This is a genomic window from Kitasatospora sp. NPDC093806, assembly GCF_040683335.1.
Lineage (GTDB): Bacteria > Actinomycetota > Actinomycetes > Streptomycetales > Streptomycetaceae > Kitasatospora.
The window spans coordinates 1-14,677 of the sequence record NZ_JBFBDO010000034.1 but is presented as its reverse complement, the minus strand read 5'-3'; the positions used below and the strand labels follow the sequence as shown (position 1 = coordinate 14,677).

Here is a 14,677-nt window from a genome sequence, read left to right as displayed (position 1 = left end):
GGCCCCTTCACAGGCTTCCGGGCACCGGGCCCGGACCGGTCAGCCCCAGGTGATCAGGCGCTTCGGGTACTCCAGGATGCCCGCGATGTCGGCCAGCACCTTGGAGCCCAGCTCGCCGTCCACCAGGCGGTGGTCGAAGGACAGGGCCAGCGTGGTGACCTGGCGCGGGACGACCTTGCCCTTGTGCACCCACGGCAGCTCCCGGACCGCCCCGAAGGCGAGGATGGCCGCCTCGCCCGGGTTGAGGATCGGGGTGCCGCTGTCGACGCCGAAGACACCGACGTTGGTGATCGTGACGGTGCCGCCCTGCATGTCGCCGGGCGCCGTCTTGCCCTGACGGGCGGTGTCGATCAGCTCGCCGAGCGAGCCGGCCAGGCCCGCGAGGGTCTTCGAGCCGGCGTCCTTGATGTTCGGGACGATCAGGCCGCGCGGGGTGGCCGCGGCGATACCGAGGTTCACCTGGCCCTTGATGACGATCTCCTGGGCCGCCTCGTCCCACTGCGCGTTGATCTCGGGGTTGCGCTTGATCGCGGTGAGCAGCGCCTTGGCGACCAGCAGCAGCGGGCTGACCCGGACGTCCCGGCCCAGCTCGCCGCTCTCCTTGAGGCGGCGGACGAACTTCATCGTCCGGGTGACGTCGACCTGGACGAACTCGGTGACGTGCGGGGCGGTGAAGGCCGAGGCCACCATCGCCTGCGCGGTCGCCTTGCGGACGCCCTTGACCGGCACCCGGACGTCGCCCGTGCCGGGGACGGCCACCGGGACCGCCACCGGGGCGGCAGCGGCCGGCTCGGCGGCCGGGGCCTCGACGACCGGCGCCGGGGCCGCGGCGGCGGCCGCGAAGGCGTGCACGTCCTCGCGGGTCACCACGCCGTCCGGACCGGTCGGGGTGACGGCCCGCAGGTCGATCCCGAGGTCCTTGGCGAGCTTGCGCACCGGGGGCTTGGCCAGCGGCCGGTCACCGGTGACGACGACGGCCGACACCGGCGCCGGGGCCACGGCGGGCGCCGGAACGACGGCCGGAGCAGCGGGCGCCGGGGCGGTGGCCGTCGCGACCACGGTGGTGGTGCGCCGGGCCCGGCGCTGGCTGCCGCCGGTGCGCGGGCCGTAGCCGACCAGCACCTCGCGCCGCTCGGGCTCGGCCGGCTCGGCGGCCGGAGCGGCCGCGGGCGCGGCGGCGGGCGCCGGAACCGCCGGAGCGGCGGCGGGGGTGCCCGCCCCGCCGGCCACCGCGACCGAGATGATCACGGTGCCGACGTCGACCGTCGCGCCCTCCGGGAAGAACAGCTGCTCGACGACCCCGTTGAACGGGATCGGCAGCTCCACGGCGGCCTTGGCGGTCTCGACCTCGCAGACGACCTGCCCGTCGGTGACGGTGTCACCGGGCTTGACGTACCAGCTGAGGATCTCGGCCTCGGTGAGGCCCTCGCCCACGTCGGGCATCTTGAACTCGCGGAGCGAGCGAACTTCGGTGGTCATCTTCGCTCCCCGGAATCAGTACGCGAACGCGCGGTCGACGGCGTCGAGCACGCGGTCCAGGTCGGGGAGGAACTGCTCCTCGACCCGGGACGGCGGGTACGGCGCGTGGTAGCCGCCGACCCGCAGGACCGGCGCCTCCAGGTGGTAGAAGCAGCGCTCGGTGAGCCGGGCGGCCAGCTCGGCGCCCATGCCCATGAACACCGGGGCCTCGTGCACCACGATGCCGCGCCCGGTCCGGCGGACCGAGTCCTCCACGGTGGCGAAGTCGATCGGCGACAGCGAGCGGAGGTCGACGACCTCCAGCCGGCGGCCGTCCTCCTCGGCGGCCGCGGCGGCCTCCAGGCAGACCTTGACCATCGGCCCGTACGCGATCAGCGTGGCGTCGGCGCCGGGGCGGACGATCCGGGCGGCGTGCAGGTCCAGGCCCGCCTCGTCGCCGACCTCGCCCTTGTCCCAGTAGCGGCGCTTGGGCTCCAGGAAGATCACCGGGTCGTCCGAGGCGATCGCCTGGCGCAGCATCCAGTGCGCGTCGTGCGCGTTGGACGGGGTGACCACCCGCAGACCGGCGGTGTGCGCGAAGTACGCCTCGTGCGACTCGCTGTGGTGCTCGACCGCGCCGATGCCACCCGCGTAGGGGATGCGGACGGTGACCGGCATCTTGACGTGGCCGAGCGCACGGGCGTGCATCTTGGCCAGCTGGGAGACGATCTGGTCGAAGGCCGGGTAGACGAAGCCGTCGAACTGGATCTCCACGACCGGGCGGTAGCCGCGCAGCGCGAGGCCGATCGCGGTGCCGACGATGCCGGACTCGGCGAGCGGGGTGTCGATCACCCGGCTGTCCCCGAAGTCCTTCTGGAGGCCGTCGGTGATCCGGAAGACGCCGCCGAGCTTCCCGATGTCCTCGCCCATCAGGACGGTCTTCGGGTCGCTCTCCAGCGACTTGCGCAGCGCGTTGTTGAGCGCCTTGGCGATGCTGAGCTGGCCGGCCATCAGAGGTTCTCCCCCGCCTCGAAGGAGGCCGCGTACTCGACGTACTCGGCCCGTTCCTCAGCGACCAGCGCGTGCGGCTCGCTGTACACGTGGTCGAAGATCAGGGTGGGGTCCGGGTCCGGCATGCCGCGCACGCCCTCGCGCACCCGCAGCCCGAGCTTCTCGCTCTCGGCCTCGACGCCGGCGAAGAACGCCTCGTCGGCCAGGCCCTCCTTCTCCAGCAGCGTCTTCAGCCGCAGGATCGGGTCCTTGGCCTTCCAGGCCTCGGTCTCCTCGGTGAGCCGGTAGCGGGTCGGGTCGTCGGAGGTGGTGTGCGCGCCCATCCGGTAGGTGAACGCCTCGATCAGCACCGGGCCGTTGCCGCTGCGCGCGTGCTCCAGCGCCCAGCGGGTCACGGCCAGGCAGGCCAGCACGTCGTTGCCGTCGACCCGGACGCCGGGGAAGCCGAAGCCGGAGGCGCGGCGGTACAGCGGGATCTTGGTCTGGGTGGTGGTGGGCTCGGAGATCGCCCACTGGTTGTTCTGGCAGAAGAAGACCACCGGCGCGTTGTAGACCGAGGCGAAGGTGAAGGCCTCGTTGACGTCGCCCTGGCTGGAGGCGCCGTCGCCGAAGTACGCGATGACCGCGTCGTCGGTGCCGTCCTTGGTGATGCCCATCGCGTACCCGGTGGCGTGCAGGGCCTGCGCGCCGATCACGATGGTGTAGAGGTGGAAGTTCTTCTCGTTCGGGTCCCAGCCGCCGTGGTTCACGCCGCGGAACATGCCGAGCAGGTTCAGCGGGTCGACGTCGCGGCACCAGGCGACGCCGTGCTCGCGGTAGGTCGGGAAGGCGTAGTCGCCGGCGCGCAGCGCGCGGCCGGAGCCGACCTGGGCGGCCTCCTGGCCGAGGAGCGAGGCCCACAGGCCCAGCTCGCCCTGGCGCTGCAGGGAGGTGGCCTCGGCGTCGAACCGGCGCACCAGCACCAGGTCACGGTAGAGGGCACGCAGCTCGTCCGGCTCCACGGTCAGCGGGTAGTCCGGGTGCTCGACCCGCTCGCCTTCCGGGGTGAGCAGCTGCACGAGCTCCGGCTGGGCGTCCGTACCCGTGGCGCGGAGGGTGTCAGGGACGCCGGGGGCCGCCTTCTTGCGGGCCCTCGCCGTGCTTTTGACGGTCACGTTCACTCCTCGGTCTGTCCGGCCGCCCGGGGTCGCCGGTGACCGGTCCGGTCACCGCCTCGCGGGGCGCGCGTGGGTGTGCGCACCTACTGCGGGGCAGGTGGTGATCCTTTTCCGACGGCGTCCCTCACGAGAACGTTACCCAGCGTCCGCCCCCGGCGCGTCTGCGCTAGGACGTCCTAGTTGTTGGGTGCCGACAACTGCGGGTGTGGCGCAGCTCTCAATTCGGTCGCCTTCAGGACACCAGCGCACGTTATCCGGGCGGAGGCTCCCGCGTAAGGGGGTTACCGGCATCGGTTTCCACCGCTCTGGCCGGATCACGACCCCGGTCCGGTGCGGGCGGTAGGTCTTTTGTAGGGTGATATGGGAGGCTTTGCGCGTGACTGATAACGGACAAATCAGGGTATTCCTGCTCGACGACCACGAGGTGGTGCGCCGGGGCGTCCATGAACTCCTCTCGGTCGAGAGCGACATCGAGGTGGTCGGCGAGGCCGGCACCGCCGCCGAGGCGCTCACCCGGATCCCCGCCGTGCACCCCGACGTCGCCGTCCTCGACGTCCGGCTCCCGGACGGCAACGGCGTCGAGGTGTGCCGGGAGATCCGGTCCCGGCTACCGGAGATCAAGTGCCTGATGCTGACCTCGTTCTCGGACGACGAGGCGCTGTTCGACTCGATCATGGCCGGGGCCTCCGGCTACGTCCTGAAGGCGATCCGCGGCACCGACCTGATCACCGCCGTCCGGGACGTCGCCGCCGGCAAGTCGCTGCTCGACCCGGTCGCCACCAGTCGGGTGCTGGCCCGGCTGCGGGACGGCGGCGAGAAGGAGGACGAGCGGCTCGCCCAGCTCACCAAGCAGGAGCGCCGCATCCTCGATCTGATCGGCGAGGGGATGACCAATCGTCAGATCGGCAACGAGCTGCACCTCGCCGAAAAGACGGTGAAGAACTACGTCTCCAGTCTGCTCGCCAAGATGGGGATGGAGCGCCGGACCCAGGCGGCCGCCTTCGTGGCCCGGCACCAGGCGGACCACCAGCACTGATGCGGGCGATGCACAGACCTGACGGGTTGTCAAGGGCCCCCGCCGGGTGGCCATAACCTCTGGCTGTGACTTTCAGCCAGACCCTCGCCTGTGCACCAGCCCGCCCCGATCTCACCGCCCCACCGATAGGAACCCTCAGCCCGCCCGTCCCCCACGCCGCGCTCGCCGAGGTCCTGCGCCGCTACCGGGTGGGCCGCCTGCTCACCGCCGAACCCGTCGCCGAAGGCCTGCTGAACCGCGGGTACCGGGTCACCACCGAAGCCGGCGACCACTTCCTGAAGTGCTACGTCGACGCCGCCACCGCCGGCCGCGAGGCGGTCGCCGGCCACCACCGCGCGATGCGCGCGCTCGCCGCCCTGGGACTCCCGGTCGCTCCCCCGCTGGCCCTGGCCGACCGGAACTGCACGATCGCCGCGTTCGGCGGCCGCCTGTTCGCCCTCTTCCCCTGGGTGGACGGCGGACACCGGCACGGCGGCGAACTCCGCCTGCCGCAGTGCGACGAACTCGGCGCGCTGCTCGGCCGGTTGCACGGCGCCCTGGACGAGGTCTGCGCCCCCCTGGCGCAGCCCGCCGGCTACCGCAGCGCCGACCCGCTCGACAGCGCCGCCCTCGCCCGCGACCTGCGCCTGCGGGCCCGCGAGCACCGCCCGCACGGCGAACTGGACGCCCTGGTCGAACGCCGGCTGACCGAACGGCTGGAGCTGCTCGCCGAGCACGCCCACCGGCGGCCCGCCGAGCGCGTCGCCCCGCCCACCGGCTGGACCCACGGCGACTTCCACGGACTCAACCTGCTGCACCGGGAGGAGCGGATCGCGGCCGTCCTGGACTGGGACAAGCTCGGGCCGCAGCCGCGCGCCGAGGAGGCCGTCCGCGCGGCCACCCTGCTGTTCAACGACCGCGCCACCGGCGTGCTGGACCTGGTCCGGGTCCGCCGCTACTCACAGGCCTACCGGGCCACCGGGGCCGCCACCGCCGAACACCTGGCGGCCGCCGCGCACCGGGTCTGGTGGGAGCGGCTGAACGACTTCTGGATGCTGCAGTGGCGCTACCAGCGGGCCGACCACCGGGCCGACCCGCTCTACCCCGCCTCGGCGGGCCAGTTGGCGTGGTGGTGCCAGGAGTACGAGCAGGTCCTGGACGCCTTCGCCAACTGACCCGGCGGATCAGCCGCCGGTCCCGGCCGGCGGCGGGGTGATCGGCGGCAGCGACGGCTTCGGCGTGGCGCCGCCGGTCGGCTGGGCCGGCTGGGTCGTCGCCGGCGGCGGGTTGGTCGCCGGCGGCGCCGTGGTCGGAGCCGTCGTCCCGCTGCCGCCGGTCCCCGTGGTCGGGGCGGTGGTGGGCGGGGCGGTGGCCGTCCCGGTCGCCGAGGCGGTCGGGGTCGGCGGCTTGCTGGCCCCGGTCATCGTCGGCGACGGCGCGCTCGGGCTCGGCGTGTGCTTGCCGGTCTGCTGGTTCGGCGGCTGGCTCTGGTTGCCGCTGTTGTTGCCGTTGTCGGTCGGCTGCTGCGGCTTCTTGCTTCCCTGGTTGTTCGGCGCGGTGGTCGCGGTCGAACCCGAGCTGGGCGTGGTGGCCTCCGGCCCGGTCGACACCACGGCCGAGGACGGAGTGACGTCACCCGGCAGCGTCCCGCCCTTGTTGTCGTCGTCACCGCCGAGCGCCAGCCCGATGCCGACACTGGCCGCGAGGATCACCGCCACCAGACCGGCCACCCAGCCCCACCGCCTGCGCCCGCCGGAGCCGTTGCCGTGCCCGTCGCCGCCGTCCCCGTCGTAGCCGTCGCCGCCGTACGGGCCGCCGGCCGCCGGGTAGCCGGTGGCCGGCGTGTGCGGACCGCCCGGCACCTGGTACGGCAGCATCGCGGTCGGGTCGCCCGGGGCGCCCGAACCGAGCACCGCCGTCTCGTCCATGCCGACCGCCGGCAGCGCGCCGCTGTGGCCCTGCCCGGCGGCGGCCAGCCCGGCCGCCCCGCCGGTGAGCCAGCCGCCGGTGCCGCCGGTCAGCTCGCGCAGCGCGTGCTCGATGTGCGCGCGGAACTCGTCCGCGTCCTGGAACCGGTCGTCCGGGTTCTTCGCCAGCGAGCGCAGCACCAGCTGGTCCAGCTCGGCCGGCACCCGCGGGTTGGCGTGCGAGGGCGGCACCGGCGGGTCCTGGACGTGCTGGTACACCACCGACAGCGGGGTGTCGCCGGTGAACGGCGGGCGCAGCGTCAGCAGTTCGTAGAGCATGCAGCCGGCCGCGTACAGGTCGGAGCGGTGGTCGACCGGCTTGCCCAGCGCCTGCTCGGGCGAGAGGTACTGCGGGGTGCCCATGACCATGCCGGTCTGGGTCATCGTCGACGCCGTGCCGGTGAGCGCCCGGGCGATGCCGAAGTCCATCACCTTGACCGCGCCGCCGGTCGTGATGATCACGTTGGCGGGCTTGATGTCGCGGTGCACGATGCCGTGCCGGTGGCTGTAGGCGAGCGCCTCCAGCACGCCGCCGATGATGACCAGCGCCTGGTCGACCGGCGGCTCCTCGTCCACCAGCAGCTCGCGGACGGTCCGGCCCTCGACCAGCTCCATCACGATGTACGGCGTCGACTCCTCGCCGACGTACTCCTCGCCGGTGTCGTACACCGCGACGATCGCGTGGTGGTTGAGCGCCGCGACGGCGTGCGCCTCGCGCGTGAAGCGGAGCCGGGCGATCTCGTCCTGCGCCAGCTCGCCGCGGAGCAGCTTCACCGCGACGGTGCGGCCGAGCCGGACGTCCTGGGCGGCCAGCACCTCGGCCATGCCGCCCCGGCCGAGCCGGTGGGTCAGCCGGTAGCGGCCGTCACCGACCGTGCCCAGCGGAGCGGCGGTGCCGCGGCCGGGCGTCTGCGGCCCACCGCCGTACGGCGGGAGCGCGGTCGTGGCGGCGTCGCTACCGGGCTCGGGCATCCGCGGGGACCCGCCGGACGGACCGGTCGCCCAGGCCCCCTCGTCGTCCGGTTGCTGCGTCTGTGCCATCGCTCCTCGCCCCGGGCGTTCGCTCGGATCGCGGTGCCCTGTCGCTCGTATTCCCCGAACGCTACCGCCTCCGGCCCGCCCCCGTGGCACGCCGGATCCGGACGGAAGGCGTCAGAGCAGGCCATTCCGGTCGGCCGGGCCGTCCAGCCGGAGCACCGTCGCGGTCTGCCCACCGACACGCGAGGTCTTCCCAGTGGTTCCGTCCCGTTCAGCCCGGTTGACCACGATCGCGATGATGATCACGGCCAGCACGATCACGCCGACGATGATGCCGATGATCACCAGCGCGGTGGAGCAGCCGCCGCTGTTCGAGGCGGCGGGGGCCGGCTGGAACGGCGGCATCGGCTGCGGCGGCGGGGTGTGCGCCTGCTGCTGCGGGAAGGGCTGCGGGGTGTGCGGCGCCTGGAAGGCCGGCGGCGGGGTCTGGTACGCCTGCGGCTGCGGCCCCCCTTGCTGAAGGAACTGCGGCTGCGGAGTGTGCGGGGCCTGGAAGGCCGGCGGCGGCGTCTGGTACGCCTGCGGCTGCGGCGGCCCGAACGGCTGCGGGGTGTGCGGCGCCTGCGGCACCGGCGGCGCGGCGTGCACCGAGCGCGGCCCGTCGGTGATCACCAGCGGGGTGCTGGCCGCCAGCGGGCTGCCGCCGCCCTTGGCCGCCGCGATCAGCCGCTCGGCCTCGTCGCGCATCGCCGCCGCGCTCGGGAAGCGGTGCGCCGGGTCCTTGCGCAGCGCGGTGGCGACGAACTCGTCCATCGCCGGGTGCAGCGCCGGGTTCAGCGTGGACGGCGCCGGCGGCTCCTCCTGGACGTGCTTGTAGGCGATCGAGAACGCCGAGTCACCGTCGAAGACCAGCTGGCCGGTGATCATCTCGAAGAGCATCACGCCGACCGAGTAGAGGTCCGAGCGGGCGTCCACCGGCTTGCCCAGCGCCTGCTCGGGCGACAGGTACTGCGGGGTGCCGACCACCATGCCGGTCTGGGTCATCGAGGTGACCCCGGACTCCAGCGCGCGGGCGATGCCGAAGTCCATGACCTTGACGTTGCCCTTGCGGTCGAACATGACGTTGCCGGGCTTGATGTCGCGGTGCACCAGGCCCATGTCGTGCGAGGCCTCCAGCGCGTTCAGCACGCCGACGGTGACCCGCAGCGCGTCCTCGGCCGGCATCGCGCCGTGCTGGGCGACCGCCTCGTTGATCGCGTCCCGCAGGCCCTTGCCGTCGACCAGCTGCATGACGATGTACGGGGTGCTGGAGCCGTCCGCGGCGCGGTCCTCGCCGCTGTCGTACACCGTGACGATGTTCGGGTGCTCCAGCCGGGCCACCGCCTGCGCCTCGCGGCGGAACCGCTCCTTGAAGGACTCGTCCCGGCCCAGCTCGGCGTGCATGCTCTTCAGCGCGACCGGCCGCTTGAGCACGTTGTCGTACGCGAGGTGGACCGAGGCCATGCCGCCCTCGCCCAGCACCCGCTGCAGCACGTACCGCCCGTTGCCCAGGGAGTAGCCCTCGGCCGCCGCCGCGTCGCCGTGCTCGCTCATGGTCCCCTGCTCCCCCTCGGCGCGGCCCTTGCCGCCGCGACCGTGACGTTCGGTCTCGTCCGTGCGTGTCGTCCGGGCCCGGCCCGCTGGCCCGCCCGACCCCTGCCGCGGCCCTCGCCCGGCCCGCGACAGGGGCCAAGGGTATCCGCTCGCGGCGACACCGACCGGCCCAGGGCCGACACTGTGTCCAGGTCGCGACCCGGTACCGGCCGGTAGCGCGGGCGGCCGCCGCGGAGCGGCCGCCGGTGCGGGCCTGACGGCCCCGAAGATCCTGAAGGTCCGCGGGCCTACAGGTACGGGCCGGAGCGGATGCCGCGGCCCTCGCCCGGCTCGTCGCCCTCCGCGTCCCCGCCGTGCAGACCGGGCGGCAGCGCCCGCCGCATCTGCTCCAGCTGCGCCCGCGCCGCCATCTGCTGGGCGAACAGCGCGGTCTGGATGCCGTGGAACAGGCCCTCCAGCCACCCGACCAGCTGGGCCTGCGCGATCCGCAGCTCGGCCTCGGTCGGGATCGAGTCCTCGGTGAACGGGAGCGACAACCGCTCCAGCTCGGCGACCAGTTCGGGGGCCAGGCCGAGCTCCAGCTCCTTGATCGAGCTGGCGTGGATGTCCTTCAGCCGGGCCCGGCTGGCCTCGTCGAGGGGAGCCGCCCGGACCTCCTCCAGCAGCTGCTTGATCATGCTGCCGATCCGCATGACCTTGGCGGGCTGCTCGACCATCTCGGTCACCGGCAGTTCCCGCGGGATGTCGCCGTCGTCGTCCGCCGGGCCGACCGGTCCCTGGCCCACCGGCAGCCCGTCCGGTCCGACGATCAGCACCTTCTGGCCGTCCTGCGACTGCCCGCCCATGCCCTGGTAGAGGTCGTGCGACGAGCGCTCGTTCATCGGATTCGTCATGAACCACATTCTCCCTCACTGGGGTTGGTCGGGTGGAGGGCCCCGACCCTTCCGCCCGGCCCCGGAGCATGACGCTACGCCCCGCGGCGGGGGGCCGGCATCCGTACGGATACTCAGTTCGCCGGGGGCTCCGACGGGGTCAGCCGCGGCGCAGCCGCAGGCCGATCAGGCCCAGCCCGCAGCCGATCAGGCCGAGGCCGGCGCCGAGCGGGAGCTGGCGGGTGGAGGCGTCGTCCCAGCGGGTGGGCAGCACGGCCGGGCCGACCGCCACGGCCGCCTGCCGCTCGGGCCGGCCGAGCGCCAGCACCGCGCTGTCGGAGGCCGCCGGATCGGCCGGGGCGGCGTCGTCGGCGGTGCCGGGGGCGGCCTGGTCCTCCTCGGCCGGCTGCTCCGGGGACTGCTCGGCGGCCTGCTCCGGTGCCTGCGCCGCGGTCCGGTCGGGGGCCTGCTCGGGGGCGGACTCGGTGCGTTCGGGTGCCGAGGCCGGGTGGTGCCGGTACCAGCGCGGGTCCCGTTCGAGCCAGGCGGCGCCCGGACGGGGGCGGCCGGTCGACGGCCGCACCGGCGCGGCGGCCGGGACGAGGGCGGCGGGGGTCGCGGTCGCGGGCGCGGCCCCGGGCGCGGTCGCGGTCGCGGACGGCGCCTCCGTCGGCTCGGGCGCTTCCGACGGCTCCGCGGGCTCGGACGTGGCCGAGGGCTCCGCGGGCTCGGACGTGGCCGAGGGCTCCGGCGCGGCCGAGGGCTCGACGGCGGCCGACGGCTCCGGGGCGGCGGAAGAGGGGGCCGCGACGGGCGACGGCCCGGCCTGGGCCGGCGCCGGGGCGGCGGCCGGCGCGCTCGGCACCGCCACCGCCACCGCCACCGGCGCCACCGTCAGCGGTACGGCGAGGCCGAGCACCGCCACCACCAGCAGCCGCCGCACCCGCCGCTCGGCCCGCCGCTCCCGGGACCGGGCACGGTCCCGGGAGCGCCCGGCACGGCGGAAACGGTGGTGCGGCGGCACGGCGGGCAGCGGCCCGAGGAGCGCGGGGGAAGGTGCGGGCACGGTCGAGGTCCTTCCGCGACGGCCGACCGCGCGGGGCGGGGTCGGCGGCGGGACAGCTCCCGACCAGCGTCACACAATCCGGCATTCCGAGCATGTCGGACACCAGCCCGCCGACCGCGCCACCCGGCCCCCGCTCAGGCCCGCAGCACCACCTTGCCGACCTGCGCGCCGGCCTCCACCACCCGGTGCCCCTCGGCCGCCTCGCTCAGCGGCAGCACCCGGTCCACCACCGGCCGCACCACCCCGGACTCGACCAGCGGCCAGACGTGCTCGCGCACCGCCGCCACGATCGCCGCCTTCTCGGCCAGCGGGCGGCCGCGCAGATTGGTGGCGATCACCGCGCCGCGCTTGCGCAGCAGGGTGTTGAGGTTCAGCTCGCCCTTCACCCCGCCCTGCAGCCCGATGATCACCAGCCGGCCGTTGACCGCCAGCGCGTCCACGTTCCGCGGCAGGTACTTGGCGCCCATGATGTCCAGGATCACGTCCGCCCCGGCGCCGCCGGTGGCCTCCCGGAGCACCTCGACGAAGTCCTGCTCCCGGTAGTCGATCAGGATGTCGGCGCCCAGCTCCGCGCACCGGGCGAGCTTCCCGGCGCTGCCCGCCGTCACCGCCACCCGGGCGCCGACCGCCTTGGCCAGCTGGATCGCCATCGTCCCGATGCCGCTGGCGCCGCCGTGCACCAGCAGCGTCTCCCCCGGCCGCAGGTGGGCGGTGAGGAAGACGTTGGACCAGACCGTGCAGACCACCTCGGGCAGCGCGGCGGCCTGTTCGGGCGTCAGCCCCTTCGGCACCGGCAGCAACTGACCGACCGGCACCGCCACCCGCTCCGCGTAGCCGCCGCCGACCAGCAGCGCGCAGACCTCGTCGCCGACCGCCCAGCCGGCCACCCCCGGGCCCAGGGCCGCGATCCGGCCCGCGCACTCCAGCCCGGGGTAGCGCGAGCTGCCGGGCGGCGGGTCGTAGTGGCCCTGCCGCTGGAGCAGATCGGCCCGGTTGACGGCGGTGGCCGCCACCTCGACCAGGACCTCGCCCTCCCCGGGGACCGGGTCCGGCACCTCCGCCCAGACCAGTGCCTCGGGCCCGCCGGGTTCAGGAATCGTCATCGCATGCATGGGCCCGACGCTACTGCGCCCGCCGGCCGCGGCGGTGGCCCTACGGCGCCGGAGTCGCCGACTTGATGACGATCACCCGGTCGGTGAGCTGCAGCGTCTGCGCCTCCGGCTCGTTGTGGTTGATCACCCGGCGGCCGCGGACCACCGCCACCACCAGGTCCTCCAGCTCGCGCGGACCGTGCCCGGCCTCGGCCCGGGTGACCGGGCGCTCGATCACGTCCAGACCGGTGCCGTAGGTCAGCAGGTCCTCCATCACCTCGCCCGCGTGCGGGCTGAGCATCGACATGCCGAGCAGCCGGCCGGCCGAACTGGAGCTGGTGACCACCACGTCGGCACCGCTCTGCCGGAGCAGCGGGGCGTTCTCGTCCTCCCGCACCGCCGCGACGATGGTCGCCGACCGGGTCAGCTGGCGCGCCGTCAGGGTGACCAGGGCGGCGGTGTCGTCCCGCTCCGGCGCGACCACCACCCGGGCGGCGGTGGGCAGCCCGGCGCGCAGCAGGGTGTCGGTGCGGGTGGCGTCGCCGACCACCCCCACCAGCCCGTCCCGGGCGGCCTGGTCGACCACCTTGCGCTGCGGGTCGACCACCACGATCTCCTCCTTGCGCAGCCCCTGCCCGAGCAGGGTGTCGACCGCGCTGCGGCCCTTGGTGCCGTAGCCGATCACGACGGTGTGCTCGCGCACGGTGGACCTCCAGCGGTTCAACCGCCACTGCTGGCGGGTGCGTTCGGTGAGCACCTCCAGGGTGGTGCCGACCAGGATGATCAGGAAGAGCACCCGCAGCGGGGTGATCACCAGGATGTTGGTGAGCCGGGCGCCCGCGCTGTACGGGGTGATGTCGCCGTACCCGGTGGTGGAGAGCGTCACCGTGGCGTAGTACGCCGAGTCCAGCAGGCTCAGCCCGCCGCCGGCGTTGTCGTTGTAGCCGTCCCGGTCCAGCCAGACGATCAGCGTGGTGGCCACCAGCACGGCCAGCGCCAGCAGCAGCCGGAAGCCGACCTGCCGGACGGCCGGGGCGCTGCGCCGGGCGGGCAGCACGATCCCGGCGTCGGCCCAGGGCTCGGTCCCGGGGGTGACCCGGTCGGCCAGCCGCTCGCGGCCGCGGCGGATGCTCACGGTGCCTCCAGCAGTTCGACCGGATCGCCGGCCGCGGCGCCGCCGGGCGGCACCACCGCGAGCGCGTCGGCCCGGGCCAGGCCGCGGAGCATCGCCGGTCCGTCGTACGGGAGTTGGATCACCCCGTGGGTGGTCCGCCGGACCGGGACCAGCCGGGTGTCGGCCGGGTGGCCGGGCAGCGCCTCGACCGCCGCCGCCCGGACCGGGTCGGCGGCCGGGCGCCCGGACAGCGCGTGCAGCAGCGGCAGGGCGAGGGTGACCGTCCCGGCCACCGCGGCCAGCGGGTTGCCGGGCAGGCCCACCAGGTGGCGGCCGCCGGGGAGTTCGGCGAGCAGCATCGGGTGGCCGGGCCGGACCGCGACCCCGTCCACCAGCAGCCGGGCGCCGGCCTCGGCGAGCGCCCGGTGCAGGAAGTCCACCGGGCCGGCCGCCGTCCCGCCGGTGGTGACCACCACGTCGGCGGTGGAGTGCCGCAGGGCGTCCCGGAGCAGGCCGAAGTCGTCCCGGACGGCGCGCGGTTCGCCGGTGTCCGCGCCGGCCGCGCGCAGCCACGGCGGCAGCAGCGGACCGAGCGCGTCCCGGACCAGGCCGGGCCGGGGCAGGCCGGCGCCGAGCAGTTCGTCGCCGAGCACCAGCAGTTCGACCACCGGGCGGCGGTGGACGGCGAGCCCGTCGTGGCCGCAGGCGGCGGCCAGGCCGAGCACCGCCGGGCCGACCGGGGTGCCGGCCGGGAGCAGCGGCTCGCCACGCCGGCACTCCTGGCCGCGCGGCCGGACGTCCTGGCCGGTGGTCAGCGCGCCGGGGGTGCGCTCACGCAGCAGCGGGCCGCGCGGCTCGCCGTGCTCGCGGCGGAGCACGGCGGTGGCGCCGGGCGGCAGTTGGGCGCCGGTGGCGATCTCGACGGCGGCGCCGTCGGCGAGCGGGCCCTCGGCGGGGCGCCCGGCCAGCAGCCGGCCGGTCACCTGCCAGGGGCCGGGCCCGGCGACCGCCCAGCCGTCCATCGCCGAGGTGTCGAAGGCGGGCAGGTCGGTGAGCGCGGTGAGCGGCTCGGCGAGGGTGCGGCCGAGCGCCTCGGCCAGCGGCAGCCGCAGCGGCGCGAACGCGGCCCGGCCGGCCCGGCGGGCGCTCTCCCGGGCCGTGGCCCAGCTCGTCGCGCGGGCCCGGTCGGACGGGCGGCCGCGCACGGGGGGTTCCTCCACCGTCCTCACGGCTGCCCCGGCTCGGCGGGCCGGGCCGCCGCCCAGCGCTCGGCGAGCGCCTCGGCCTGCCGGGCCGCCCCGCTGACCACCTTCCTGATCGGCTACGCCGCCGCCGCGCGCGGCGGCGGCCCGGAG

At 75.0% G+C, this 14,677-nt stretch carries 12 protein-coding genes; 2 read left to right on the top strand and 10 right to left on the bottom strand.

All coding sequences use genetic code 11. From position 1 onward, the window contains the following. Positions 1 to 39: 39 nt before the first annotated feature. The 3 genes from AB0N76_RS18380 to pdhA are packed head-to-tail and all read right to left on the bottom strand — an operon-like array spanning position 40 to position 3,629. On the bottom strand, positions 40 to 1,479 hold the full coding sequence (locus tag AB0N76_RS18380; protein ID WP_363558322.1) for a dihydrolipoamide acetyltransferase family protein: 1,440 nt from the start codon (positions 1,477 to 1,479) through the stop codon (positions 40 to 42). Positions 1,480 to 1,494: 15 nt separating this feature from the next. Continuing rightward, positions 1,495 to 2,472, bottom strand: a complete 978-nt coding sequence (locus tag AB0N76_RS18375; RefSeq protein WP_363558426.1) for an alpha-ketoacid dehydrogenase subunit beta — start codon at positions 2,470 to 2,472, stop codon at positions 1,495 to 1,497. Further along, a complete protein-coding gene (gene pdhA, locus AB0N76_RS18370; RefSeq protein ID WP_363558320.1) occupies positions 2,469 to 3,629 on the bottom strand; it encodes a pyruvate dehydrogenase (acetyl-transferring) E1 component subunit alpha in 1,161 nt (386 codons plus the stop codon). The genes AB0N76_RS18375 and pdhA overlap by 4 nt, the downstream gene beginning before the upstream one ends. A 373-nt stretch (positions 3,630 to 4,002) precedes the next feature. Between pdhA and AB0N76_RS18365 the strand changes: the two genes are divergently transcribed. Further along, entirely contained in the window at positions 4,003 to 4,662 is a 660-nt protein-coding gene (locus tag AB0N76_RS18365; RefSeq protein ID WP_363558318.1) for a response regulator transcription factor, read from the top strand. A gap of 65 nt (positions 4,663 to 4,727) precedes the next feature. Further along, on the top strand, positions 4,728 to 5,816 hold the full coding sequence (locus AB0N76_RS18360) for a phosphotransferase (protein WP_363558316.1): 1,089 nt from the start codon (positions 4,728 to 4,730) through the stop codon (positions 5,814 to 5,816). 9 nt (positions 5,817 to 5,825) lie between these two features. Here the strand turns inward: AB0N76_RS18360 and AB0N76_RS18355 are convergent, their stop codons facing one another. The 7 genes from AB0N76_RS18355 to AB0N76_RS18325 form a co-directional block, all read right to left on the bottom strand. Next, positions 5,826 to 7,649, bottom strand: a complete 1,824-nt coding sequence (locus tag AB0N76_RS18355; RefSeq protein ID WP_363558314.1) for a protein kinase — start codon at positions 7,647 to 7,649, stop codon at positions 5,826 to 5,828. Between the two features lie 111 nt (positions 7,650 to 7,760). Further along, complete coding sequence (locus AB0N76_RS18350; protein WP_363558312.1) at positions 7,761 to 9,179, bottom strand: protein kinase; 1,419 nt, start codon at positions 9,177 to 9,179, stop codon at positions 7,761 to 7,763. Between the two features lie 287 nt (positions 9,180 to 9,466). Beyond that, a complete protein-coding gene (locus AB0N76_RS18345) occupies positions 9,467 to 10,024 on the bottom strand; it encodes a bacterial proteasome activator family protein (RefSeq protein ID WP_363558424.1) in 558 nt (185 codons plus the stop codon). A gap of 187 nt (positions 10,025 to 10,211) precedes the next feature. Then, complete coding sequence (locus AB0N76_RS18340; protein WP_363558310.1) at positions 10,212 to 11,117, bottom strand: hypothetical protein; 906 nt, start codon at positions 11,115 to 11,117, stop codon at positions 10,212 to 10,214. A gap of 134 nt (positions 11,118 to 11,251) precedes the next feature. Then, a complete protein-coding gene (locus AB0N76_RS18335) occupies positions 11,252 to 12,229 on the bottom strand; it encodes an NAD(P)H-quinone oxidoreductase (RefSeq protein WP_363558308.1) in 978 nt (325 codons plus the stop codon). Positions 12,230 to 12,269: 40 nt separating this feature from the next. Then, positions 12,270 to 13,268 (bottom strand): potassium channel family protein, encoded by a 999-nt coding sequence (locus AB0N76_RS18330; RefSeq protein WP_363558422.1) that lies wholly within the window; start codon positions 13,266 to 13,268, stop codon positions 12,270 to 12,272. Positions 13,269 to 13,339: 71 nt separating this feature from the next. Further along, entirely contained in the window at positions 13,340 to 14,527 is a 1,188-nt protein-coding gene (locus AB0N76_RS18325) for a molybdopterin molybdotransferase MoeA (RefSeq protein WP_363558306.1), read from the bottom strand. Positions 14,528 to 14,677: the final 150 nt, after the last annotated feature.